Origin of the sequence: Streptomyces sp. NPDC007088 (genome assembly GCF_042869355.1) — a bacterium.
Classification (GTDB): Bacteria; Actinomycetota; Actinomycetes; order Streptomycetales; family Streptomycetaceae; genus Streptomyces.
In genome coordinates this window covers 259,735-282,017 of the sequence record NZ_JBIAFO010000002.1, presented here as the reverse complement: position 1 = coordinate 282,017, position 22,283 = coordinate 259,735, and the positions used below count along the sequence as shown (strand labels likewise).

At 71.6% G+C, this 22,283-nt stretch carries 21 protein-coding genes and 1 riboswitch; of the genes, 13 read left to right on the top strand and 8 right to left on the bottom strand.

Annotation, left to right across the window (positions count from 1 at the left end):
* Nucleotides 1–504 precede the first annotated feature (504 nt).
* From ACFYMP_RS04355 to ACFYMP_RS04345, 3 genes are all read left to right on the top strand, one after another.
* Complete coding sequence (locus ACFYMP_RS04355; protein ID WP_388850283.1) at nt 505–1,548, top strand: response regulator transcription factor; 1,044 nt, start codon at nt 505–507, stop codon at nt 1,546–1,548.
* A gap of 121 nt (nt 1,549–1,669) precedes the next feature.
* Nucleotides 1,670–1,903 carry a hypothetical protein gene (locus ACFYMP_RS04350; RefSeq protein ID WP_388850280.1) on the top strand — a complete coding sequence of 78 codons (234 nt, stop codon included), beginning with the start codon at nt 1,670–1,672 and terminating at the stop codon, nt 1,901–1,903.
* Nucleotides 1,904–2,180: 277 nt separating this feature from the next.
* Nucleotides 2,181–3,137 carry a 1-aminocyclopropane-1-carboxylate deaminase/D-cysteine desulfhydrase gene (locus ACFYMP_RS04345; protein WP_388850277.1) on the top strand — a complete coding sequence of 319 codons (957 nt, stop codon included), beginning with the start codon at nt 2,181–2,183 and terminating at the stop codon, nt 3,135–3,137.
* 52 nt (nt 3,138–3,189) lie between these two features.
* Here ACFYMP_RS04345 and ACFYMP_RS04340 read toward each other — a convergent pair whose 3' ends face one another.
* Nucleotides 3,190–4,788, bottom strand: coding sequence for a Na+/H+ antiporter (locus ACFYMP_RS04340; RefSeq protein ID WP_388850274.1), 1,599 nt, complete (start codon nt 4,786–4,788; stop codon nt 3,190–3,192).
* Nucleotides 4,789–4,834: 46 nt separating this feature from the next.
* On the opposite strand from ACFYMP_RS04340, the gene ACFYMP_RS04335 reads away from it, so the two are divergent.
* The 3 genes from ACFYMP_RS04335 (at nt 4,835) to ACFYMP_RS04325 (ending at nt 6,787) form a co-directional block, all read left to right on the top strand.
* Nucleotides 4,835–5,095, top strand: a complete 261-nt coding sequence (locus ACFYMP_RS04335) for a UBP-type zinc finger domain-containing protein (protein WP_388850271.1) — start codon at nt 4,835–4,837, stop codon at nt 5,093–5,095.
* A gap of 223 nt (nt 5,096–5,318) precedes the next feature.
* Nucleotides 5,319–5,732 carry an anti-sigma regulatory factor gene (locus ACFYMP_RS04330; RefSeq protein ID WP_388850268.1) on the top strand — a complete coding sequence of 138 codons (414 nt, stop codon included), beginning with the start codon at nt 5,319–5,321 and terminating at the stop codon, nt 5,730–5,732.
* Nucleotides 5,729–6,787 (top strand): RNA polymerase sigma factor SigF, encoded by a 1,059-nt coding sequence (locus ACFYMP_RS04325; RefSeq protein WP_388850265.1) that lies wholly within the window; start codon nt 5,729–5,731, stop codon nt 6,785–6,787. The genes ACFYMP_RS04330 and ACFYMP_RS04325 overlap by 4 nt, the downstream gene beginning before the upstream one ends.
* Before the next feature lie 51 nt (nt 6,788–6,838).
* Here ACFYMP_RS04325 and ACFYMP_RS04320 read toward each other — a convergent pair whose 3' ends face one another.
* A complete protein-coding gene (locus tag ACFYMP_RS04320; protein ID WP_388850262.1) occupies nt 6,839–7,270 on the bottom strand; it encodes a hypothetical protein in 432 nt (143 codons plus the stop codon).
* Between the two features lie 118 nt (nt 7,271–7,388).
* Here ACFYMP_RS04320 and ACFYMP_RS04315 point away from each other — a divergent pair, with 118 nt between their 5' ends.
* Together ACFYMP_RS04315 and ACFYMP_RS04310 are read left to right on the top strand one after the other, a co-directional pair.
* The gene (locus tag ACFYMP_RS04315) at nt 7,389–8,357 is read left to right on the top strand and encodes a diacylglycerol/lipid kinase family protein (RefSeq protein WP_388850259.1); all 969 of its coding nucleotides are present in this window, start codon (nt 7,389–7,391) and stop codon (nt 8,355–8,357) included.
* Nucleotides 8,358–8,674: 317 nt separating this feature from the next.
* Nucleotides 8,675–8,932 carry a WhiB family transcriptional regulator gene (locus ACFYMP_RS04310; RefSeq protein WP_008745686.1) on the top strand — a complete coding sequence of 86 codons (258 nt, stop codon included), beginning with the start codon at nt 8,675–8,677 and terminating at the stop codon, nt 8,930–8,932.
* 237 nt (nt 8,933–9,169) lie between these two features.
* Here ACFYMP_RS04310 and ACFYMP_RS04305 read toward each other — a convergent pair whose 3' ends face one another.
* Both ACFYMP_RS04305 and ACFYMP_RS04300 read right to left on the bottom strand, forming a co-directional pair.
* Nucleotides 9,170–10,636 carry a PAS domain-containing sensor histidine kinase gene (locus ACFYMP_RS04305; protein ID WP_388850256.1) on the bottom strand — a complete coding sequence of 489 codons (1,467 nt, stop codon included), beginning with the start codon at nt 10,634–10,636 and terminating at the stop codon, nt 9,170–9,172.
* Nucleotides 10,637–11,177: 541 nt separating this feature from the next.
* Nucleotides 11,178–11,786, bottom strand: a complete 609-nt coding sequence (locus ACFYMP_RS04300; RefSeq protein WP_388850253.1) for a TetR/AcrR family transcriptional regulator — start codon at nt 11,784–11,786, stop codon at nt 11,178–11,180.
* Nucleotides 11,787–11,914: 128 nt separating this feature from the next.
* Between ACFYMP_RS04300 and ACFYMP_RS04295 the strand changes: the two genes are divergently transcribed.
* Together ACFYMP_RS04295 and nagB are read left to right on the top strand one after the other, a co-directional pair.
* Nucleotides 11,915–12,673 carry an SDR family oxidoreductase gene (locus ACFYMP_RS04295; RefSeq protein WP_388850250.1) on the top strand — a complete coding sequence of 253 codons (759 nt, stop codon included), beginning with the start codon at nt 11,915–11,917 and terminating at the stop codon, nt 12,671–12,673.
* 208 nt (nt 12,674–12,881) lie between these two features.
* Nucleotides 12,882–13,667 (top strand): glucosamine-6-phosphate deaminase, encoded by a 786-nt coding sequence (gene nagB / locus ACFYMP_RS04290; RefSeq protein WP_388850247.1) that lies wholly within the window; start codon nt 12,882–12,884, stop codon nt 13,665–13,667.
* A 102-nt stretch (nt 13,668–13,769) separates the two neighbouring features.
* Here the strand turns inward: nagB and ACFYMP_RS04285 are convergent, their stop codons facing one another.
* The 4 genes from ACFYMP_RS04285 to ACFYMP_RS04270 form a co-directional block, all read right to left on the bottom strand.
* Entirely contained in the window at nt 13,770–15,275 is a 1,506-nt protein-coding gene (locus ACFYMP_RS04285; protein WP_388850244.1) for a glycoside hydrolase family 3 protein, read from the bottom strand.
* A gap of 7 nt (nt 15,276–15,282) precedes the next feature.
* Entirely contained in the window at nt 15,283–16,113 is an 831-nt protein-coding gene (locus tag ACFYMP_RS04280) for a carbohydrate ABC transporter permease (protein ID WP_388850241.1), read from the bottom strand.
* Complete coding sequence (locus ACFYMP_RS04275; protein WP_388850238.1) at nt 16,110–17,096, bottom strand: carbohydrate ABC transporter permease; 987 nt, start codon at nt 17,094–17,096, stop codon at nt 16,110–16,112. The genes ACFYMP_RS04280 and ACFYMP_RS04275 overlap by 4 nt, the downstream gene beginning before the upstream one ends.
* 152 nt (nt 17,097–17,248) lie before the next feature.
* On the bottom strand, nt 17,249–18,535 hold the full coding sequence (locus tag ACFYMP_RS04270; protein WP_388850235.1) for an extracellular solute-binding protein: 1,287 nt from the start codon (nt 18,533–18,535) through the stop codon (nt 17,249–17,251).
* 376 nt (nt 18,536–18,911) lie between these two features.
* Between ACFYMP_RS04270 and ACFYMP_RS04265 the strand changes: the two genes are divergently transcribed.
* The 3 genes from ACFYMP_RS04265 to mctP all read left to right on the top strand — a co-directional run bounded on the left by ACFYMP_RS04265 (nt 18,912) and on the right by mctP (nt 21,823).
* Nucleotides 18,912–19,697 carry a GntR family transcriptional regulator gene (locus ACFYMP_RS04265; RefSeq protein ID WP_388850232.1) on the top strand — a complete coding sequence of 262 codons (786 nt, stop codon included), beginning with the start codon at nt 18,912–18,914 and terminating at the stop codon, nt 19,695–19,697.
* A 207-nt stretch (nt 19,698–19,904) separates the two neighbouring features.
* Nucleotides 19,905–20,195 carry a DUF3311 domain-containing protein gene (locus tag ACFYMP_RS04260; protein WP_388850229.1) on the top strand — a complete coding sequence of 97 codons (291 nt, stop codon included), beginning with the start codon at nt 19,905–19,907 and terminating at the stop codon, nt 20,193–20,195.
* The gene (mctP, locus tag ACFYMP_RS04255) at nt 20,192–21,823 is read left to right on the top strand and encodes a monocarboxylate uptake permease MctP (protein WP_388850226.1); all 1,632 of its coding nucleotides are present in this window, start codon (nt 20,192–20,194) and stop codon (nt 21,821–21,823) included. Before ACFYMP_RS04260 ends, mctP begins: the two co-directional genes overlap by 4 nt.
* Before the next feature lie 301 nt (nt 21,824–22,124).
* A riboswitch (cobalamin riboswitch) is annotated at nt 22,125–22,258 on the top strand.
* The last annotated feature ends 25 nt before the right edge of the window (nt 22,259–22,283 follow it).

Here is a 22,283-nt window from a genome sequence, read left to right as displayed (position 1 = left end):
CCGGGCCGCGACCGGCGGGCAGTTGGGGCGCTCGCCGGTCGCGACGCTCGTCTCACCGGGGCATTCAGCCCTCGGCGCCGACGCCGGCCACGCTGGCCGTCACGGTCGTCATCTTGATCGACATGGGAATCACCTGCCTCTCCTTGTTCGGGCGTACCCGGTCCCGGTCGGGAACGGGAATCCTTGGGAACGGCCGGGGCCGTCCGGACCTGTCAGCCCCAGCCGAGGTCACCGCTGCCGGTGAACCCGGGGCCGTCGGCACCGGTGGCCCCCCAGGCCACCGGACATCCGCGAGGAACGGTCCTGAACGCGCCGCGGCCGGTGGGCAGTACCCCGGCGGAAGCTGGCCGGAAAGCGTCCATGACGTTCTTGACAAGCATGTTTCCCCCCAGGGAAAGCTCCTCTGCACTGTCGCGCGGCATTACTTTGACACGGCGGAACCGCAGGATCACCGCCTGTCAGGGCTCCTATAGGCCCGTGGCACATTCAGGAGGGGTGGATAGGGTGCGTAACGGTCTGAATGCACAGCCCGAAGAGGTGTCACCGCGTGGTGCGGACACCGTTTCGCTCTACTGCGCGACGCTCGCCGCGCCAGGAACCTCCTGGGAGGAGCTGCGGGGGAACCTCGGCCTGAGCCCGGAGTCCTTCGACCGGGCGGCGGGGGAACTGCTCGCCCTCGGGCTGCTGGAGCACTCCTCGATCACCGGGGACCGGCGTCTGTACGCGGCCGGGCCGGCCAACGCCCTGCTGCGGATCAGCCGCACCCTCCAGAGCACCCTCGCCGAGGGCCAGCAGCAGCTCGGACGGCTCACCTCGGTGCTTGCCGCGCTCGGGCCCGGCCCCCGGCAGGGCGCGGGCGGCGAGGGGCCCGTCGAGCTGCTGGTGAACCTGGAGTCGGTGCAGCGCACGATCACCGAACTCTCCGCGCAGGCCCGGCAGGAGGTACTCACCTCGCAGCCGGGCGGGCCGCGCCCCCAGGAGCAGTTGCAGGAGTCGCGCAGCCGGACCGAGGAGATGCTGCGGCGCGGGATCGCGATGCGGACGCTGTACCAGCGCTCGGCCCAGTTCAGCCCGGTGACGGTGGACTTCGTCCGCTTCGTCACCGGTCTGGGGGCGCAGGTGCACACGGTGGACGACGCCTTCATGCGGCTGCTCGTCTTCGACCGTGAGACCGCCCTCATCTCGCTGCGGGACGACACCGACGGGGCGCTCCTGGTACGCGATCCGCACGTCGTGTACTTCGCCGTCCAGGCGTACGAGCGGGCCTGGTCGGAGAGCCACCCCTTCCCCGCCCGCTACGAGCGGCAACAGGTGGTCGAGGGCTCGGACGCGGTGAAGCAGTCGATCATGCGGCTGCTCGTGGAGGGGCTGGAGGTCGGCGTGATCGCGCGGCGCCTCGGCATCTCGCAGCGGACCTGCCAGCGCCACATCTCCGAACTGCTCCACCGGCTCGGCGCCCGCAACCGCCTCCAGGCGGGCTATCTCATCGGCCGCCTCGGTCTGCTGGAGGGGGAGCCCGCCCCCGCCGCCGGAATCCCGGCCGACTGACGCACGCCCGCCGGACCCCGCCCGCGGGCGTCGCCGGCCGGGAACTCGCCGCTGTGGGCGACCGTTGGACTGGACACATCCGGAAACGGACACATCGAAGCGAACGCGACGAAGGAGACCCATGGCCGGCTTTCTCGACCGGGCGAAGGAACAGGCACAGCGTGGGCTCGCCCAGGGCAAACAGAAGTACGACGAGGTGCAGACCCAGCGGACCGGCGCGGACCTGCTGAAGAAGCTCGGCGCCGCCTACTACGCGGAGCGCCACGGAAGCGGTGACCCGGCCGCCACCCAGCGCGCCCTGGCGGCCGTCGAGGCGCACGCCGCCACCCACGGGGACGGCTTCCTGCACGGCTGAGCCGAGGGCGTCCCGGGCGGAGGCGGACGCCGCCCCGCCCGGGGGCTCCCGTGCGGCCCCCGCCCCGCGCCGCGAGCCGAAGTGCCGCACGGCCTCGTCCGCCACCTCGCCCGGCGACCGGTGGGTGTCGTCGGCCCGCGGGTGGCCCGGCAGGCCCTCGTCCTCGCCGGCCGAGTCACGCCACCGTGGGGAGGGCGGCCCCGGCGCTCCATCGGTTTCGCCCCGTGCGGCCCTCCCCCGCCCCGCGCCGCCGCCCAGCGCACCCGACAATGGCCGTATGCCCCAAGACGCCGACCACGGCCCGATATCCACCGCCGCGGCTCTCGCCGGCCCGCTGGGACGGCCGCGGCTGCCCTCGCCTCTTCAGGAGGTGGCGGATTCCCGGTTCTCCGCGTACGGGGTGCGGTTGCTGCTGAAGCGGGACGATCTGGTGCACACCGAGATCCCGGGGAACAAGTGGCGCAAACTCGTGCCGAACCTGGCGGGGGCCGCCGGGCACACCCTCGTGACCTTCGGCGGCGCCTACTCGAACCACCTGCGGGCCACGGCGGCGGCGGGCCGGCTGCTCGGCCTGCCCACCGTCGGCCTCGTACGCGGGCAGGAACTGGCCTCGCGTCCGCCCAACCCCTCGCTGGAGCGGTGTCTCGCGGACGGGATGCGGCTGCACTTCGTGGACCGCTCGGCGTACCGCCGCAAGACCGAGCCGGAGGTCCTCGACTCGCTCCTGGCCGCCGCGCGGGTCGAGCGGCCGTACGTCGTGCCGGAGGGCGGGAGCAACGCGGCGGCCGTCCGGGGCTGCGCCGAACTGGGCCGGGAACTGGCGGGGCGGGCCGATCTCGTCGCCGTCGCCTGCGGGACGGGCGGCACCCTGGCCGGGCTCGCGGCCGGGTTCACCGGGGGCGCCACGCTCGGCGTCCCCGTGCTGCGCGGCGGTTTCCTTGAGGGCGAGATCGAGGCGCTGCAACGCGCGGCCTTCGGGCGCAGGACCGGCCGCTGGAGTCTGGACGAGCGCTTCCACGGGGGCGGCTACGGCCGGGTCCCCGCGGCGCTGGAGAGCTTCGCACAGGACTTCGAGGACCGGCACGGGCTCGCCGTGGAGCGCCGCTACGTCGCCAAACTCCTGTACGCCCTGACCCGCCTGGCCGCCGAGGGGGCCTTCGCCCCGGGCACGAGCGTGGCCGCCGTCGTCACGGGCGCCCCGGAGCCGGGGGCGGGCACCGGATCCGGGGGCTGAGCCCGCGAGCGGCATCCGCCCGCGGGCCGCCACGGCTCGGGGCCGGCGCGACTCACACCGGCCCGTCCTCCCGGATCGCGGCCGCCTCCTCCAGGTCCAGCCGGCGCAGCAGCGTACGGAGCATCTCGTCGTCGATGCGGCGGCGGTCGCGCAGTTCGACGAAGACCTGGCGTTCCGCCGCGATCACCTCGCGGGCCAGCCGCCGGTAGGTGTCGTCGGCGCTCTCGCCGGTCTCCTCGTTGACGGCGCCCAGACGCTCCCAGGGGGCGTTCCTGCGGCGCTCCAGGACGGTGCGCAGCCGGTCGGCGAGGGGGCCGGGCAGGAAGTCGCGGTCGGTGGCGAGCGCGTGCTCCAGGTGCTCCTCGGCGGCCCGGGACGCCTCGCTCTGCGCCTGTGCCTCTATCAGGGTGTCCCGGTAGGTGTCGCGCTTGGGCAGGTGCAGGAGCCGGATCAGCGGGGGCAGCGAGAGGCCCTGCACGACGAGGGTGCCGATGACGGTCGTGAAGGTCAGGAAGAGGATCAGGTTGCGCCCGGGGAAGGGCGTCCCGTCGTGCGTCTCGTGCGGGATCGAGAAGGCGACGGCGAGCGAGACGACGCCGCGCATCCCGGCCCAGCCGATGACGAAGGGCTGTTTCCAGGTGGGCTGGGGCTCCCTGCGGCGGACGCGCGCCGAGAGGACACGGGGCAGGAAGGTCCCGGGGTAGACCCAGACGAAGCGGGCGAGGACCACCGCGAGGAAGAGGGCCAGCGCGTACCAGACGACGACGGGGCTGTCGTAGGGCGCGAGCCCTTCCATGACGACGGGCAGCTGGAGGCCGATGAGGGCGAAGACGGTGGACTCCAGGATGAAGGCGACCATCCGCCACACCGCGTCCTCCTGGAGCCGGGTGGCGAAGTCCACCTGCCAGGAGCGGTGCGCGAGGTAGAGCGCGACGACGACCACGGCGAGCACCCCGGAGGCGTGCACCTGTTCGGCGACGGCGTACGCGAAGAACGGGGTGAGCAGGGACAGCGTGTTCTGGAGCAGGGACTCGCGCAGGTGGGTGCGCAGCCAGTGCAGGGGGACCATGAGGAGCAGTCCCACACCGACCCCGCCGAAGGCGGCGAGCAGGAACTCGCCGACCGCGCCGCTCCAGCTCGCGCCCTCACCGATCGCGGCGGCCACGGCGACCTTGAAGGCGGTGATCGCGGTCGCGTCGTTCACCAGGGACTCGCCCTGGAGGATGGTCGTGATGCGGGAGGGCAGTCCCACGCGGCGGGCGACGGCGGTCGCGGCGACCGCGTCGGGCGGGGCGACGACCGCGCCGAGGACGAGCGCCGCGGTGAGCGGCAGTTCGGGCACCAGGAGATAGGCGACCCAGCCGACCGCGAGCGTCGCGAACAGGACGTAGCCGACGGACAGCAGTCCGATGGCCCGCGCCTGGGCCCGCAAATCGAGGTACGAGCTGTCGGCGGCCGCCGTGTACAGCAGGGGCGGCAGCAGCAGCGGGAGGACGACCTCGGGGTCCAGGCTGTAGTGCAGCCCCGGTACGTAGGACACGGCGAGCCCCACGGTGACCAGGAGAAGCGGGGCGGGCACGGGGGTGCGCCGCGCGGCCCCGGCCACGGCGGCGCTGCCCGCGATCAGCAGCAGCAGTGGCAGAGCGTCCATGGCGGATGCCGTTCCCTTCCCCCGGAAGCGTCGTAGTCTGGCAATCATGAAGGACTGCCCGCACCTGCACGAACTGCCGCACCCCGAGCCGGAGCCGTTGAGTGACACCTGCCTCGAATGCCAGAAGGTGGGCAGCCATCCCGTGCAGCTGCGCAAATGCCTGGTCTGCGGGCAGGTGAACTGCTGCGACTCCTCCCCGCACCAGCACGCGACGGCGCACTTCAAGGAGTCGGGACACGCCGTGATGCGGTCCTTCGAACCGGGTGAGGGCTGGCGTTGGTGCTATGTCGACGGTTCGATCGTCTGAGCTGTGGGTACGTCACCCCGGCGCCGGGTCTTCGGTACGCCGAGGCGTCCCGATTCCGGGCCACTGTCCGCGTCCGGGTCCTGACCGCGGGTGACGTGAGGGCCGGGGGTCCCCGGGACAGCGGGTGGGGGTGCGCGGTAGCGTCACCGCTGAACGACGTGGCGCGTGTCCCGGGGGGTTTCCTCCGGGGCCCGAAAGAGCTTGTACCACCTTGGAGGTGAGGGTGTCCCCTATCGCAGGCGAGCCCGGGACCGAGGACTTCGTGGAAGTCCGGCTGCCGGCTGCGGGTGCCTACCTGTCGGTGCTGCGGACGGCGACGGCCGGCCTCGCGGCGCGTTTGGACTTCACCCTCGACGAGATCGAGGACCTGCGGATCGCGGTCGACGAGGCGTGCGCGATCCTCCTCCAGCAGGCGGTGTCCGGCTCCGTACTGAGCTGTGTCTTCCGGCTCATCGACGACGCGCTGGAGGTGACCGTGTCCGCCCCGACCACGGACGGCCGGGCGCCCGAGCGGGACACCTTCGCGTGGACGGTGCTCTCGGCTCTCGCGGGAAAGGTGGAGTCCACGGTCGCCGAGGACAACACCGTCTCCATCTGCCTCTACAAACAACGCGGTGCCGGACCCGGTCCGGTATGAGGAACGAGGGCGGGCCGGTGCGCGACGAAGAGCGTGACGCATGGGGTCGTCCCGGCGGCAGCGAGGGGGGACCGGCGGTACGGCCGGCCGGTCTGCCGCAGCAGGCCAGGCGGCATCCGCCGGCGGAGCGGGCCCCCGGGGCCGAGGCTTCCCCGGGCCCCGGGGCGCCGGGGCCCGGGGAGCCGCCCGGTCCTGACCGCCGGCGACGGGGGAACGAGCGACGGGGCCTTCCGAGCCCCACGGACGCGGTGGAGCGGGCGGGACGGATGAGTGAGCACCAGCACCCTGGACGGCAGGAGCCGGCGGACCGCAGCGGGGCGCGGGCGCTCTTCGTGGAGTTGCGGAAGCTTCCGGCCGACTCGGCCGAGTACGCGGAGTTGCGCAACCGGCTGGTGCGTATGCACCTGCCGCTGGTCGAACACCTGGCCCGGCGCTTCCGCAACCGCGGGGAGCCGCTCGACGACCTCACGCAGGTCGCGACGATCGGGCTGATCAAGTCGGTGGACCGCTTCGACCCGGAGCGGGGCGTCGAGTTCTCCACGTACGCCACGCCCACGGTGGTCGGCGAGATCAAGCGGCATTTCCGGGACAAGGGCTGGGCGGTGCGGGTGCCGCGCCGGCTCCAGGAGCTGCGGCTGTCGCTGACCTCGGCGACGGCCGAACTGTCGCAGTTGCACGGGCGTTCACCGACGGTGCACGAGCTGGCGGAGCGCCTCGCGATCTCCGAGGAGGAGGTCCTGGAGGGGCTGGAGTCGGCGAACGCGTACAGCACGCTGTCCCTGGACGTCCCGGACACCGACGACGAGTCCCCGGCGGTGGCGGACACGCTGGGCGCGGAGGACGAGGCGCTGGAGGGCGTCGAGTACCGCGAGTCCCTCAAGCCTCTGCTGGAGGATCTGCCGCCCCGTGAAAAACGGATTCTGCTGTTGCGCTTCTTCGGGAACATGACGCAGTCGCAGATCGCGCAGGAGGTCGGGATCTCGCAGATGCACGTGTCCCGGCTGCTGGCCCGTACGCTCGCGCAGCTCCGCGACCGGCTCCTCGTCGAGGAATAGGCGAGGAATAGGCGAGGAACGGACGAGGGGGCGCAGGCCGGGCCGCGCGGCTCAGGCGGTGTCGCCGGGGGCCCGGATGCCGAGCGCCTCGGTCGTCGCCCGGTTGACGAGGCACACGAGGCCCGCGACCGCGGCCGCGGCCAGCGCGATCCCGCCGGGGATCAGGACGCTGTCGGCCTGGAGCAGCGTCCAGGCCACCGGCAGCGCCATGATCTGCGTGATCATGGCGGGACCGCGGCTCCAGCGGCGGCGCAGCCACAGACCGCGGGCGGCGATCAGCGGGATGGCGGCCAGGGCCAGGAGGGTCACCCCGCCGGTGAGGGCTCCCTCGCGGTCCCCCGAGCTGTCGGCGAGTCCGCGCACCAGCATGTAGAGCCCGCCGGCGAGGAGCGCCGCGCCCTCCAGCGCGGACAGCAGCGCGGCCACGGTCAGCCGCGTGGGGCGCGGCCCGGCCTCGGAGGTGGGGGTCGGCTCAGTACTCACCTCAGCAGGGTAGCCCGGGGGGCCGCAGGGGCTCCGCCGGGTGTCCCCGGGCCCCCTTCGGTGTCAGTCGGGTCACCTCGGCCCCGTGGGCGGGCTACCGCTGGGTACCCTGCCTTTCATGCGTGCTCTTCTCGTGGTCAATCCGGCGGCTACCACCACCAGTGCGCGCACGCGTGACGTGCTGATCCACGCGCTGGCCAGCGAGATGAAGCTGGAGGCGGTGACGACCGAGTACCGGGGACACGGCCGGGACCTCGGGCGGCAGGCCGCCGAGGCGAAGGACATCGATCTGGTCGTGGCGCTGGGCGGCGACGGCACCGTCAACGAGGTGGTCAACGGGCTGCTGCACCGTGGACCCGATCCGGCGACTTTGCCGGGCCTCGCGGTGGTGCCCGGCGGTTCCACCAACGTCTTCGCGCGGGCCCTGGGCCTGCCCAACGACGCGGTCGAGGCGACCGGGGCGATCCTGCACGCGCTGCACGAGCGCAGTGAGCGCACGGTGGGGCTGGGGCTGGCCTCCGGGACGCCGGGCAGCGAGGACGAGGCGGTACCGCCCCGCTGGTTCACCTTCAACGCGGGCCTCGGCTTCGACGCGGGCGTGGTGGGCCGGGTCGAACAGAAGCGGGAGCGGGGGAAGCGCTCGACGCACGCACTGTACGTACGCCAGTTGCTGCGCCAGTTCGTGGACGAACCGCACCGTCGCAGCGGCCGGATCACGCTGGAGCGGGCGGGCGAGGACCCGGTGACGGATCTCGTGCTGTCGATAGTCTGCAACACCTCTCCGTGGACCTACCTGGGCAACAGACCGCTCTACGCCTCCCCGGACGCCTCCTTCGACACGGGTCTCGACGTGCTGGGGCTGAGCCGGCTGTCCACGGCGGCGGTCGCGAAATACGGGACCCAGTTGCTGGCATCAAGTCCCGATCGCGGGCCACACGGTAAGCATGCGGTATCGCTCCACGACCTCACGGACTTCACCTTGCATTCGAAGGTCCCCCTGCCTTTCCAGATGGACGGTGACCATCTGGGGCTCCGTACGAGCGTGACGTTCACAGGCGTACGCCGTGCACTGCGTGTGATTGTGTGAGTGGAAGCGGCGAAAGTCCTTTCACTCGAACGTTTAGAGCACGATCCACCCCATAGAAGTACGGCTGTGACCTAGTCGACACCGAGGAATCAAAAAAAACTTTCCGGAAGGGGTTGTATCCCGCGCCGAGGTTTGCGAATCTCTACATGGCGATCGGGACGGCCCACACAGTGGCCCCCACGGAGAGCCAGAACCCCTCCTCACCTTCAGGACCACACCAGGCAACTGGTTCGTCGGCCCTTCCCTTGCGGGGGGATTCGTGAAAGCGTTCACATTCACAAGCAACGTGCATGTAATACCAAGGAGAGGTAGCAGCCATGGACTGGCGTCACAACGCCGTTTGCCGCGAGGAAGACCCCGAGCTCTTCTTCCCCATCGGCAACACCGGTCCTGCCCTGCTGCAGATCGAGGAAGCCAAGGCCGTCTGCCGTCGCTGCCCGGTAATCGAGCAGTGCCTGCAGTGGGCGCTTGAGTCCGGCCAGGACTCCGGCGTCTGGGGTGGCCTCAGCGAGGACGAGCGCCGCGCAATGAAGCGCCGCGCCGCTCGCAACCGGGCGCGCAACGCGACCGCCTGAGTGCCCCGACGAGCCTGAAGCTTGGCGGCGCGTACAGCGTGTACGCACTACCCGCCCCCGAGCCGCAGCGCGCAGCACCCGTCGATGTTCCCCGAGCATCGCGACAGCGGTACCCATAAAACGATGTGAACACAAAGGCCCGGACCGGTCACTGACGACCGGTCCGGGCCTTTGCGCTGTCCGCGTGCGGACGGGGAGGAACAGCCGGGGAGGGGGTGAACGCCCCTCCCCCGTCGCCTACTTGTCCTGGTCCACGGGGATGTCGAGCACGACGCGGGTGCCGCCTCCCGGGGCCGGCTGCATGTCGAAGCCGCCGCCGAGTTCGCCCTCGACCAGGGTGCGGACGATCTGGAGGCCGAGGTTGCCCGAGCGGTGCGGGTCGAAGCCCTCGGGCAGGCCCACCCCGTCGTCCTGCACGGTGATCAGCAGCCTGCTCTCCCGGCTGCCGCCGCCGCGTACCGCGGAGACCTCGACGGCGCCGGTGTCCCCGGGGCCGAAGCCGTGCTCCAGGGCGTTCTGAATGATCTCGGTGAGCACCATCGACAGCGGGGTCGCGACCTCGGCGGCCAGTATCCCGAAGCGTCCGGTGCGCCGGCCGCTGACGGCGCCCGGGGAGATCTCCGCGACCATCGTCAGGACCCGGTCGGCGATCTCGTCGAACTCCACGCGCTCGTCCAGGTTCTGGGACAGCGTCTCGTGCACGATCGCGATGGAGCCCACCCGGCGCACCGCCTCCTCCAGCCCGGCCCGGCCCCGTTCGGAGTCGATACGGCGGGCCTGGAGGCGCAGCAGGGCGGCGACGGTCTGGAGGTTGTTCTTCACCCGGTGGTGGATCTCCCGGATGGTCGCGTCCTTGGTCATCAGCTCCCGTTCGCGGCGGCGCAGTTCCGTCACGTCGCGCAGCAGGACCAGTGAACCGATGCGTACGCCCTTGGGTTTGAGCGGGATGGCGCGCAGCTGGATGACGCCGTCCCCGCCCTCGACCTCGGTCTCCCTGGGGGCCCAGCCGCTCGCGAGCTTGACCAGCGCCTCGTCCACCGGGCCCTTGGAGGGGGCGAGTTCGGCGGTGGCCTGGCCGAGGTGCAGTCCGACGAGGTCGGCGGCGAGGCCGAGGCGGTGGTAGGCCGACAGGGCGTTCGGCGAGGCGTACTGGACGACCCCGTCGGCGTCGAGGCGGATCAGCCCGTCGCCCACGCGCGGTGAGGCGTCCATGTCGACCTGCTGGTCGGGGAAGGGGAAGGAGCCGGCCGCGATCATCTGGGCGAGGTCGGAGGCGCTCTGGAGGTAGCTCAGCTCCAGCCGGCTCGGGGTGCGCACCGTGAGCAGGTTGGTGTTGCGCCCGATCACGCCGAGGACCCGGCCCTCGCGGCGCACCGGGATGGACTCGACCCGGACCGGGACCTCCTCGCGCCACTCGGGGTCGCCCTCGCGCACGATCCGGCCCTCGTCGAGCGCGGCGTCCAGCATGGGGCGCCGGCCGCGCGGCACGAGGTGGCCGACCATGTCGTCCTGGTAGGAGGTGGGGCCCGTGTTGGGCCGCATCTGGGCCACCGAGACGTACCGCGTCCCGTCCCGGGTGGGGACCCAGAGGACGAGGTCGGCGAAGGAGAGGTCGGAGAGCAGCTGCCACTCCGAGACCAGCAGGTGCAGCCATTCGAGATCGGAGTCGCTGAGGGCCGTGTGCTGGCGTACGAGGTCGTTCATGGAGGGCACTCTGGGAGCGTACCCGGACCGAACGGGAGTACGGGACACGCTGGGCGGGGGCGCGGTCCCGCGTCCCGCCGGTGCGCGTACGGCCGCGAAGCCCGCGGGCCGCGAAGCCGGGACGGGACCCTCAGCCCGTCCGGCGCCGCGGCCCGGAGTCGCTTCCCCCCACTCGTGCGGGAGCCGGGGGTCGAAGGCCGCCGGGTGTGCGGTGCCCGGTGGCCGGTGTGGAGGGCCCGGCGCGGTCAGGGCAGAGAGCGCCAGGTCCTCCGGTCCGCCCCCCTGTGCGGGGGAGGCGGAAGCTTCGTCCTCATTCTGGACTAGACCATTCTCGATGTCCATGGCCTCCGTGTGCGGGGGTGCGGACGCCCGGGAGCGCGGCCGGATGCGCGGGCCGGACGAGCCACCGCACGGGCGCCCCGGTCTCCCGGTGGGGCCGCGCACGGGGCCGTGGCACCACTCTCCCGCACCGGGCTGCCGCTGGGAAGAGCCGTACCGCACCGGGGTGGGGCGGGCGTGGGCGCGGGCGGGCGGCGCGGGCTCAGGCGCCGGAGGAAGCCGCCGGCCAGGCGGCCGTCGCGAGCGCCGCGATCCCCTCCAGCACGGACCGGCTCGCCCCGTCCCTGGCCTGCTGGGACATCCCCTGGATCACCGCCCCGATGTAGTGGGCGAGGACGGTGGGGTCACTCCCGGGCGCGAGGCGTCCCGCGTCGGCGTCCTCCCGTACGCGGCGCTCGATGAGGGCGATCGTCGCCTTGCGGCGCGCGCGCAGGTCCTCCTCGACCTCGGGGCTCGTGCAGTTGACCGCCGCCGCGATGACGAGGCAGCCCGCGGGCCGGCCGCCGACGGTGTACTCGGCGGCCGCCTCGCGCAGCAGGCGCGCGACGGCTCCCCGGCCGGTGGGCTCCTCGGCGAGGGCGCGGCCGGTGAAGGCGCCGTAGGTCTGGCCGTAGACCTCCAGCACCTCCTCGAACAGGGCGCGCTTGTCACCGAAGGCGGCGTAGAGGCTGGGCGGGCTGATGCCCATCGCGCGGGTGAGCCCGGCGACCGAGGTGGCCTCGTAGCCGTGCTCCCAGAAGGTGCGCAGGGCGCGTTCGAGGGCCTGTTCGCGGTCGAAGGCGCGCGGGCGCCCGCGCTGGGTGGTGGCCATGACGGGATTCTATAGCGGTCACTAGATAAATCGGCCGGGCGCGGCTACGGTCTCTTTCTGTAGCGACCGCTACACATTGACCGGAGGCACGGGACACCCGTGCGTCCGCGGACGGAGGGGGCGGCGTCATGGGCGTTCACACGGGCAGGCTCGTGGGCAGGACCGCGCTGGTGACCGGGGGCGGCCGGGGCATCGGCCGGGGCATCGCCGAGCGGCTGGGCCGGGAGGGGGCCCGGGTGGGGGTGCACTACGGGCACGACAAGACCTCGGCGAAGGAGACGGTCGCGGCGATCGGGGCGGCGGGCGGCTCCGCCTTCCTCGTGCACGCGGAGCTGGGCACGCCCGGCGACGCGCGGCGGCTGTGGGAGAACTTCGACCGGGAGGCCGGGGAGCTGGACATCCTGGTCAACAACGCGGGGATCGGGACCTCGGGCACGTACGCGGAGATCGACGAGGCGGACTACGACAAACTGTTCGCGGTGAACACCCGGGCGCCGTTCTTCGTGACCCGCCTGGGCCTGGACCGGATGCGGGACACGGGCCGGATCGTGAACGTCTCGACCGGACTGACCCACTCCGCCGTGATGCCGGATCTGGTCACGTACTCGATGACGAAGGCCGCCCTGGAGGTCTTCACGCGGGATCTGTCGCGCACGGTCGGCCCGCGCGGGATCACGGTCAACGCGGTGGCCCCGGGGATCATCGCGACCGACAACACGGCCGGAATCCTGGCCTCCGCCGAGGGGCGGGCCGAGGCCGCCGGCCTGTCCGCCCTCGGCCGGGTGGGCGAGCCGGCCGACGTCGCCGACGTCGTGGCCTTCCTCGCCTCGGACGACAGCCGGTGGGTCACGGGGGCCTGGATCGACGTCACGGGCGGCTCGGTGTGATCGCTCCGTGACGGACCGGGGGGCGACCCGAGCCCTCGGCCGGGTGGGCTGGTCCTCGGGTCGCGGGAGCGTTTAGCTGGAAGGGGAGGGGGCGCGGGCGGGCGGGGGATCTCACCGTCCCACCTGGCGGAAGGCCCCTCGGCAGGGAGGCCACTCTCTGCTAAATTGGTCTATACCACATGTCACTCCTCTGATCGGCAGGCCCAGCGTGGAAGTTGTCATAGTCCCGGACGCCCCAGCGGGCGGCGCACTCGTCGCGGACGCCATCGCGAAGCTGTTGCGCGCCAAGCCCGAGGCGCTTCTCGGCGTGGCCACCGGCTCCACCCCGCTGCCCGTCTACCAGGCCCTGACCGGTCTCGTCCGCTCGGGCGCGGCCGACGTCTCGCGAGCCCGGGTGTGCCAGCTCGACGAGTACGTGGGCCTGCCGGCCGGGCACCCCGAGTCCTACCGCTCCACGGTCCTGCGCGAGGTCGTGGAGCCGCTGGGCCTGGACCCGGCCGCCTTCCTGGGGCCGGACGGCTCCGCCGAGGACGTGCGGGCGGCCTGCCTCGCCTACGACCAGGCGCTCAGGGACGCGGGCGGCGTCGACCTCCAGATCCTCGGCATCGGCACCGACGGGCACATCGGCTTCAACGAGCCGTGCTCCTCGCTGGCCTCGCGCACCCGGATCAAGACGCTCACCGAGCAGACCCGGGTGGACAACGCCCGCTTCTTCGGCGGCGACATCGAGCAGGTCCCGCACCACGTCATCACGCAGGGCATCGGCACCATCCTGGAGGCCCGGCACCTCGTGCTGCTGGCCACCGGCGAGGGCAAGGCCGAGGCGGTCGCGCAGACCGTGGAGGGCCCGGTGGCCGCCGTGGTCCCGGCCTCCGCGCTCCAGCTGCACCCGCACGCGACGGTCGTCGTGGACGAGGCGGCGGCCTCCAAGCTCAAGCTCGCCGACTACTTCCGCGCGACCTGGGCGGCGAAGCCGGACTGGCAGGGGCTGTAGACCGCTCCCCGCGCCGGACAGGAGCGCGGGTGCCGGGTTCCTCCCCCCGTGGGGAACCCGGCACCCGCGCTTCGTCGTGGGCCGGCCCGTGACCGGCCGCTCTCAGGCGCGTACGCCGGTGAGCACCTCGGCCGCGGCGATCCCGCACACGCGGGCCGCGCCGTGGGTCGCGAGGTAGGGGGCGCCGGCCGGGGCCGACTGCGGTACGCCCATCTCGACGACAACGGTGTCAGGACGGGCGGCGAGCAGCGCGGTCAGCGCCTCGGCCATCCACGTGTGCCGGTGCGCGTCGCGGACCACGGCGACCACGCGCCGCTCCCCCGCCGTCGCGAGCACCCGGGCCGCCAGCGCCCGTCCGTCGCTCGCGTCGTCCGCTCCGTACGTGTCGCTCGCGCTGCCCGGGAGCAGCCGCGCCAGTTCGCCGGCCACCCCCCACGGGGTCTCGGTGCCGACCGCGATGTTGGCGACCGGGTTGAAGACGGCCGTGTACGGGGTCCCGGTGAGCGGGGCGAAGCCCTCGGCGGGGGTGACGGTCACCGCGCGACGGGCCGCCGCGAGACCGATCTCCGGGGCCGGGGCCTGTTCGGGGCGGGCCGCGGCGCTCGTCCAGCGGGCGAGTTCACGCACCCGCTCCGCGGCGTCGGCCAGGCGCTCCTCGGACAGCTCCCCACCGCGCACGGCCTCGACGAGCGCGTCGCGCAGGGACAGCACGGTCGCCTCGTCGGCGAGTCCGCCGCCCACGCAGATCGCGTCGGCCCCGGCCGCGACGGCGAGAACGCTGCCGCGCTCGATGCCGTATGTCGAGGCGATGGCCTGCATCTCCATGCCGTCGGTCACGATGAGCCCGGTGTAGCCCAGCTCCTCGCGCAGCAGCCCGGTGAGGATGCGGCGGCTGAGGGTCGCGGGCAGCTCCGGGTCCAGGGCGGGCACCAGGATGTGGGCGCTCATCAGGGCGCGGCTGCCGGCCGCGATCGCCGCGAGGAACGGGGCGAGTTCACGGGAGCGCAGCAGTTCGGCGGGCGCGCCGATCGCGGGCAGCGCGAGGTGCGAGTCGACGTTGGTGTCGCCGTGCCCGGGGAAGTGCTTCGTGCAGGCGGCGACGCCGACGGACTGGAGCCCCTCGACGTAGGCGGCGGTGTGCCGGGAGACCAGCGCCGGGTCGGCGCCGAAGGAGCGCACCCCGATGACCGGGTTGCCCGGGTCGGAGTTGACGTCCCCGGAGGGCGCCCAGTTGAAGTTGACCCCGCACTCGGCGAGCCGGCGGCCCAGCTCACGGGCGACCCCGTAGGTCAGCTCGGGGTCGTCGACCGCGCCCAGGGCGTGGTTGCCGGGGAAGGAGGAGCCCTCCGCGACCTCCAGGCGTGTGACGTCGCCGCCCTCCTCGTCGATCGCGACGAGGATGTCCGCGCGTTCGGCCCGCAGCTGGGCGGTGAGCGCGGCGAGCTGCTCGGGCCCGGCGATGTTGCGGCCGAACAGGCCGACGGAGGCGAGTCCCTCGCCGATCCTGCGCAGCAGCCAGTCGGGCGCGGTGGTCCCGGTGAACCCGGGCTGGAGCACGGTGAGGGCGTCGCGGGTCAGGGTGTCCGCGGGTCGGGTGAGTGTGGTCATGGGGCGGTTATCCCTTCACGGCGCCGTCGGTGAGACCGGAGACGGCCCGGCGCTGGAGGAAGACGAAGAGGACCAGGATCGGCACGGCGAACATCGAGGAGGCCGCCATCGTGGCCCCCCAGTCGTCCCCGAAGTTGGTCTGGAACTGGGAGAGCCACAGCGGGAGGGTCTGCGCCTCGGGGTCCTTGTTGAGGACCAGGACCAGCGGGAACTCGTTCCAGGCGGTGATGAAGCCGAACATGGAGGTGGACATGAGCCCGGGGGCGAGCAGCGGCAGGATGATCTTGCGGAAGGCCTGGGGCCGTGTGCAGCCGTCCACCATGGCCGACTCCTCCAGCTCGGCCGGTATCGCGCCGACGAAGCCGCGCAGCGTCAGCAGCGTGAAGGGCAGGATCATGACCAGATAGAACAGGGTCAGCGGGACCAGGCTGTTGAGCAGGTCCGCGTCGCGCACCAGCATGTAGATCGCGATGACCATGACTTCCCAGGGCGCCATCTGGGCGACCATGAAGCCGATGACGAATCCGCGCCGGCCCTTGAACCGCATCCGGGACAGGGCGAAGGAGGCGGAGAGCGCGAGGATCAGCGAGAAGACGACGGCGAGGACCGTGACGGTCAGCGAGTTGCCGACCAGCCGCCAGAAGTGGTCCGCCCCGAGCGCGGTCCTGAAGTGCTCCAGGGTGGCGTCGGTCGGGAACCAGACGGGGGACTCGCTGATGATGTCGCCGGTCGGCTTGAAGGCCGTCGAGAACATCCAGTAGACGGGGAAGACGAAGCCGAGGAACAGGAGGACGGCGACGACATTGGGCCAGATGCGGCCGAACGATGAGCGCTTCACAGTTCGTCCTCCCCTTGCTTCAGAACGATCCGGAGGTAGTACGAGGTGATGCCCAGCAGGATGAGGATGGTGAGCACCGAGATCGCGGCGCCCATCCCGAAGTGCTGGTTGCCGACGCCCTCGATGTAGGCGTAGACCGGGAGGATCTCGGTGAGCCGGTCCGGGCCGCCCTCGTTGAAGGCGAAGACCTGCGCGAAGGCCTTGAAGACCCAGATGACCTCAAGGAAGGTCGTGGCGAGCAGGAAGGGCTTGAGGAACGGGAAGGTGACGTTCCGGAAGGACTTCCAGACCCCGGCGCCGTCGAGGGAGGCGGCCTCGTACAGCTCCTTGGGGATGGTCGTGGTCGCGGCGTACAGGTTGATCGCCACGAAGGGGATCGACTGCCAGACGATGAGGACCACGACGACGAAGAAGGTCGACAGCTGGCTCCCCGTCCAGCTGTAGTCGGCCATCGAGTGGAAGCCGAGCTTGTCCAGGACGTAGTTCACGACGCCGAAGCGGGTGGCGAACAGCCACTGGTAGACGGTGGTCGCGGCGATGACCGGCATGGCCCAGGCGAGGACCAGCCCCACCAACAGCAGGGTGCGCATCCGGCGGCCGAGGCGGGCCAGCAGGAGGCCGACCAGCGCGCCCAGGACCATGATCAGCACGACGTTGGTCGCGGTGAACAGCAGGGAGCGCAGGGTCACGCGCCAGAAGTCCTCGTTGCCGAGGACCTCCTTGTAGTTGTGGGTGCCGTTCCACTCGGTGAGGCGCTGGATGAACTGCCTCATGTTGAGGTTCTGGAACGACAGCATCACGTTCTTGACGACCGGCCAGCCGAGGAAGACCACGGTCGCCAGCACTGCCGGAAGCAGCAGCAGATAGGGGGTGATCCCCTTGCGGCGCCGCAGTGCCGAGGCGCCCGTCCGGTCCGGTCCGGCGCCGGACTCCTTGACGACCTGCGCCGGACCGGGGGCCGGCTGTTGGGTCTGCACGGTCATGCTCGCCATCTCTTTTCTGGGCCTACCGCCCCGCGCATGGGTGCGCCGGGGGCGGGGAGCGGCACGGCCACGTGCCCGGTCCGGTACCCGGCGCGGTGGTCACCGCGCCGGGTACCGGACCCGGTCCTCCCCGCCCCCGGCCGGGGGCCTTGTTACTGCGCCTGCGAGAGGCGCTTGTTGAACTCGCCCTCGACCTGCTTGGCGGCGGCGGCCGGGGACTTCCCCTTGAGCACGGCCGTCATGTAGGTCTTGATCGGGTTCGGCGCGTTCTCGACCGGGGCCCACTCCGGGATCAGCGGCGTGGTGCCGCCGCCCGGGGCGGCCGGGGCGGCGGCCTCGGCGGCCGCGTTGCCCTTGAGGTTGGACTCCAGCGAGGTCTTGTTCGGGATGACGCCGCCTTCCTTGGCGAGCTGTCCCTCGAACTTGTCGGAGAGCGCGAGCTTCAGGAACTCCTTGGCGAGCTCCTTCTTCTTGCTGCCCTCGGCCACGGCCAGGTTGGAGCCGCCCAGGAAGACGCCCTCGGGCTTGTCGGCGGTGGCACCGGGGATCGTGAAGTAGCCGATCTCCTTCTCGATGGCCGGGTTCGCCTTGATGGCGATACCGGCCTCCCAGCCCATGCCGATGAACGCGCCGGTCTTGCCCTTGGCGAAGACCTCACCCTGCTGCGGGGTGGCCTCGTCCTTGTCCTTGGGGGCCTTGGAGAGCGCCTGGAACTTCTTGTAGGTCTCCATGGCGGCGGCGACCTTGGGGTCGGCCAGGTTGGAGACGTACTTGTCGCCGTCCTTCTTGACCAGCTCGGCGCCCTCGCCGACGGTCAGGCCGACGAAGTGGTACCAGTTCTGGCCGGGCAGGTAGATCGGCTCGGCGTCGGTCTTCTCACCGATCTGCTTGAGGTCCTTGTAGAACTCGTCCCGCGTCTTGGGGGTGTCCTTGAGGCCGGCGTCCGCCCAGACCTTCTTGTTGTAGAGGACCACGCGGTTGACGATGTACCACGGGGCGGCGTACTGCTTGCCGTCCACCACGGCCGACTTGTTGAGCGACTCAGTCCAGTCGGAGCCGATCGAGGACTTGAGGTCGCTCAGGTCGGCCAGGCCGCCGCTCTCGGCGTAGGACGCGGTCTGGGTGTTGCCGATCTCGAAGACGTCCGGCGGGTTGTCCTCCGACAGGGCGGTGGTCAGCTTCTGCTGAATACCGTTCCACTGCTGGACCTCGAACTTGAGCTTCGCCTTGGTCTTCTTCTCGAAGGCGGCCTTGAGGTCCTTCTGCCAGCCGTCGGGCGAGGAGCCGTCCATGGCCCACACGGTCAGCGTCTGACCCTTGTAGCCCTCGGCGCCGGCCTTCTTGCCGCTGTCCCCGTCCCCGCCGTCGTCGCTTCCGCACGCCGCGATCGAGACCAACATGCCCGCGACGCCTATCGCCGCGATGAGCTTGCGCTTCACGCCACCCTCCTCAGGGATGCCTTCAACCCCCCACCCACTGCGACGGCATACGACATGTACGGCTCGCGGGACTGGGACCTGATCATTAATGGTGTAGACCAGTACCGGGAGCTTGGCCTAGACCTTTAGGGGTGTCAAGGGTGTATAAGAGGGGCTGCGGTCTCTGTTATGGGACCGACACCTTGCCCGGGGCGGACCCGCCTCGCACACCCCCGGCCCGACGGTCCGGGACCCGGGCCCCGGGCCGTCACCGCGGGAGTGGGGAGACGGTCCGGGCCGCCCTCGGCGGACGCGGTCTCCCAGGATCGTGCCACGATGGGGCCCGCGGCGGGCGGGATTCGCGAGCGGCAGTGGACAGCGGCCGGAGAGGCAGACGATGGGCACCGACGGGGGCAGGACCGGAGCGAGGGCGACTTTCCCGGGCGCGGCTGAGCCGACGGCCGCGACGAGGACCGCTCGCGTCCCCAAGTACTACCACCTCAAACGGCACTTGCAGGAGATGACCCGGACCCTGCCGCCCGGCACCCCGGTCCCGCCCGAGCGCACCCTGGCCGCCGAGTTCGACACCTCGCGCACGACGGTCCGTCAGGCGCTGCAGGAACTCGTCGTCGAGGGGCGCCTGGAGCGCATCCAGGGCAAGGGCACCTTCGTCGCCAAGCCGAAGGTCTCGCAGGCCCTCCAGCTCACCTCGTACACCGAGGACATGCGGGCCCAAGGACTCGAACCCACCTCGCAGTTGCTCGACATCGGCTACGTCACGGCCGACGACACCCTGGCCGGACTGCTGGACATCACCAGCGGCGGGCGCATCCTGCGCATCGAACGGCTGCGGCTGGCGAGCGGCGAGCCGATGGCGATCGAGACCACCCACCTGTCGGCCAAGCGCTTTCCCGCGCTGCGCCGTTCGCTCGTCAAGTACACCTCGCTCTACACCGCCCTCGCCGAGGTGTACGACGTGCGGCTCGCCGAGGCCGAGGAGACCATCGAGACCTCGCTGGCCACCCCGCGCGAGGCCGGGCTGCTGGGCACCGACGTGGGCCTGCCGATGCTCCTGCTCTCGCGCCACTCGGTGGACGGACGCGGCGAGCCGGTGGAGTGGGTGCGCTCGGTGTACCGGGGCGACCGCTACAAGTTCGTGGCCCGGCTCAAGCGCCCGGACTGAGGTCCGGCGGGTCCCCCTCGCCGCCCGCCCCGCCCTCTCCCGTCACGGGCGCCCCCGCCGGCGCCCCCGGCGCGGCGTCCGTTATGCGGTACGGGGGTTTCACAACGCCTTTACGTCGCCTAGATTTCGCCCGTCGCGCCCTGATCGACGGGGGCGACCCGGCGCACAGCGGAGTGCGCGCGGGCGACGGAGGGGACGGAGCAGGACATGGCGCGGGAAGTGGAGACAAAGCCGAACCCGGGGGGAGGTGGCGTGCGGCAGCCCGTCGTGACCCCGCTGAGAGTCGTGGTCGGACTGTGCCTGCTCGCGCCGTTCGTGGCGATGTTGTGGGTGGGTTCGTACGCGAGGATCGACCCGGCCTTCATCGGCATCCCCTTCTTCTACTGGTACCAGATGCTCTGGGTGTTCGTCTCCAGCGCGCTGACCCTGCTGGCCTACAAACTCTGGCAGCACGACCAGCGCACCCGGCGTGCCGCTCGCGGAGGTGAGCCCCGATGAAGGACGGCGTCAACGGGGTCGCTCTGACGATCTTCATCCTCTTCTTCGTCGCGGTCACCGTCATGGGCTTCATGGCGGCGCGCTGGCGGCGGGCCAGTACCGAGAGCCTCGACGAATGGGGCCTGGGCGGCCGGTCCTTCGGGACCTGGGTGACATGGTTCCTGCTCGGCGGCGACCTCTACACCGCGTACACCTTCGTCGCGGTGCCCGCGGCGATCTACGCGGGCGGGGCGGCCGGCTTCTACGCCGTGCCGTACACCATCCTGGTCTATCCGCTGATCTTCACCTTCCTGCCGCGGCTGTGGTCGGTCTCGCACCGCCACGGCTACGTCACCACCTCCGACTTCGTGCGCGGGCGCTTCGGCTCGAAGGGGCTCTCGCTCGCGGTGGCGCTGACCGGCATCCTCGCCACGATGCCGTACATCGCCCTGCAACTCGTCGGCATCCAGGCGGTCCTGGACGTCATGGGCGTGGGCGGCGGGGAGGACACGAACTGGTTTGTCAAGGACCTGCCACTTTTGATCGCTTTCGCCGTTCTCGCGGCGTACACGTACTCCTCGGGGCTGCGGGCGCCCGCGCTGATCGCCTTCGTCAAGGACGGGCTGATCTACCTCGTGATCGCGGTCGCGATCATCTACATCCCGGTCAAGCTCGGCGGTTTCGACGACGTCTTCGCGAAGGCCGGCGACGCGCTCTCCCAGAAGAACCCGGCGACCGGACAGCCCAAGGGCGCGCTCTTCCCCGGGGAGAAGGGGCAGTGGGGGTACGCGACCCTGGCGCTCGGCTCGGCGCTAGCGCTGTTCATGTACCCGCACTCGATCACCGCGACGCTCTCCAGCAGCAAGCGGAACGTGATCCGGCGCAACACGACGATCCTGCCGCTGTACTCGCTCATGCTGGGGCTGCTCGCCCTGCTGGGCTTCATGGCGATCGCGGCGGGCGTGAAGGTCGACAACGGGCAGCTCGCCATCCCGCAGCTGTTCGAGGACATGTTCCCGGACTGGTTCACCGGGGTCGCCTTCGCGGCCATCGGAATCGGGGCGCTGGTGCCCGCGGCCATCATGTCGATCGCGGCCGCGAACCTGTTCACCCGCAACATCTACAAGGACTTCCTGAAGCCGGACGCGACCCCGGCCCAGGAGGCCAAGGTCTCCAAGCTGGTCTCGCTGCTGGTCAAGGTGGGCGCGCTGATCTTCGTCCTCGGTATGGACAAGACGGTGGCGATCAACTTCCAGCTGCTGGGCGGCATCTGGATTCTGCAGACCCTGCCCTCGCTCGTGGGCGGCCTGTTCACCCGCTGGTTCCACCGCTGGGCGCTGCTCACGGGCTGGGCGGTCGGCATGGCCTACGGGACGTGGGCGGCCTGGACCGTGGCCAGCCCCACCCAGGACCACTTCGGGGGCTCCTCGAAGGAGATTCCCGGGCTCGGAGAGATCGGCTACATCGGCATGACGGCCATCGTGCTGAATCTGGTCGTCACGCTGGTCCTCACGGTCGTCCTGCGGGCCCTGAAGGCCCCTGACGGCGTCGACGAGACGGTTCCCTCGGACTACGTCGTGGACGCGGGCGACCCGGGCGTGCGGGAGGAGCTGCCGCCCGCGACGGCGGGAGCCCCGGCCGGTCACTGACGCCCCGGCACAGGGATCCGGAGGGCCTCACGGACGGGCCCGGAGGAGGGGCGCGGGCTTCCTCCTCCGGGCCCGTCCGGTGTCCGCGCGGGCCGCCGGGCCCGGCCCCGCACCTCCCGCGATCCGAGTTTTCGCGGACGGGGACGGGGGCCGCTTGTGGAGCCCGCACACCGCGCGGCGGCCTCGGGTCGGGCCGCTGCGCGGGCCGGGGAACGCCCCCTTGTCGGCACTCCACAAGGCTTGGCCGGTACGTGACCTTCGCCCGCCTCGACACAACATCTGGGGTCTCCCTCAGCCCACCCACCCCACATGTATGCTCAGTCTCGCTGTCGTCGCAGGGGAATCCGGTGCGAATCCGGAACTGTCCCGCAACGGTGTGTGGTGCGCCTTTTGCACGCCCGAGTCCGAGGTCCTGCCGACAGCGCGCCAAGGACCGACCGGCCCTGGCGCCCAGACGTCC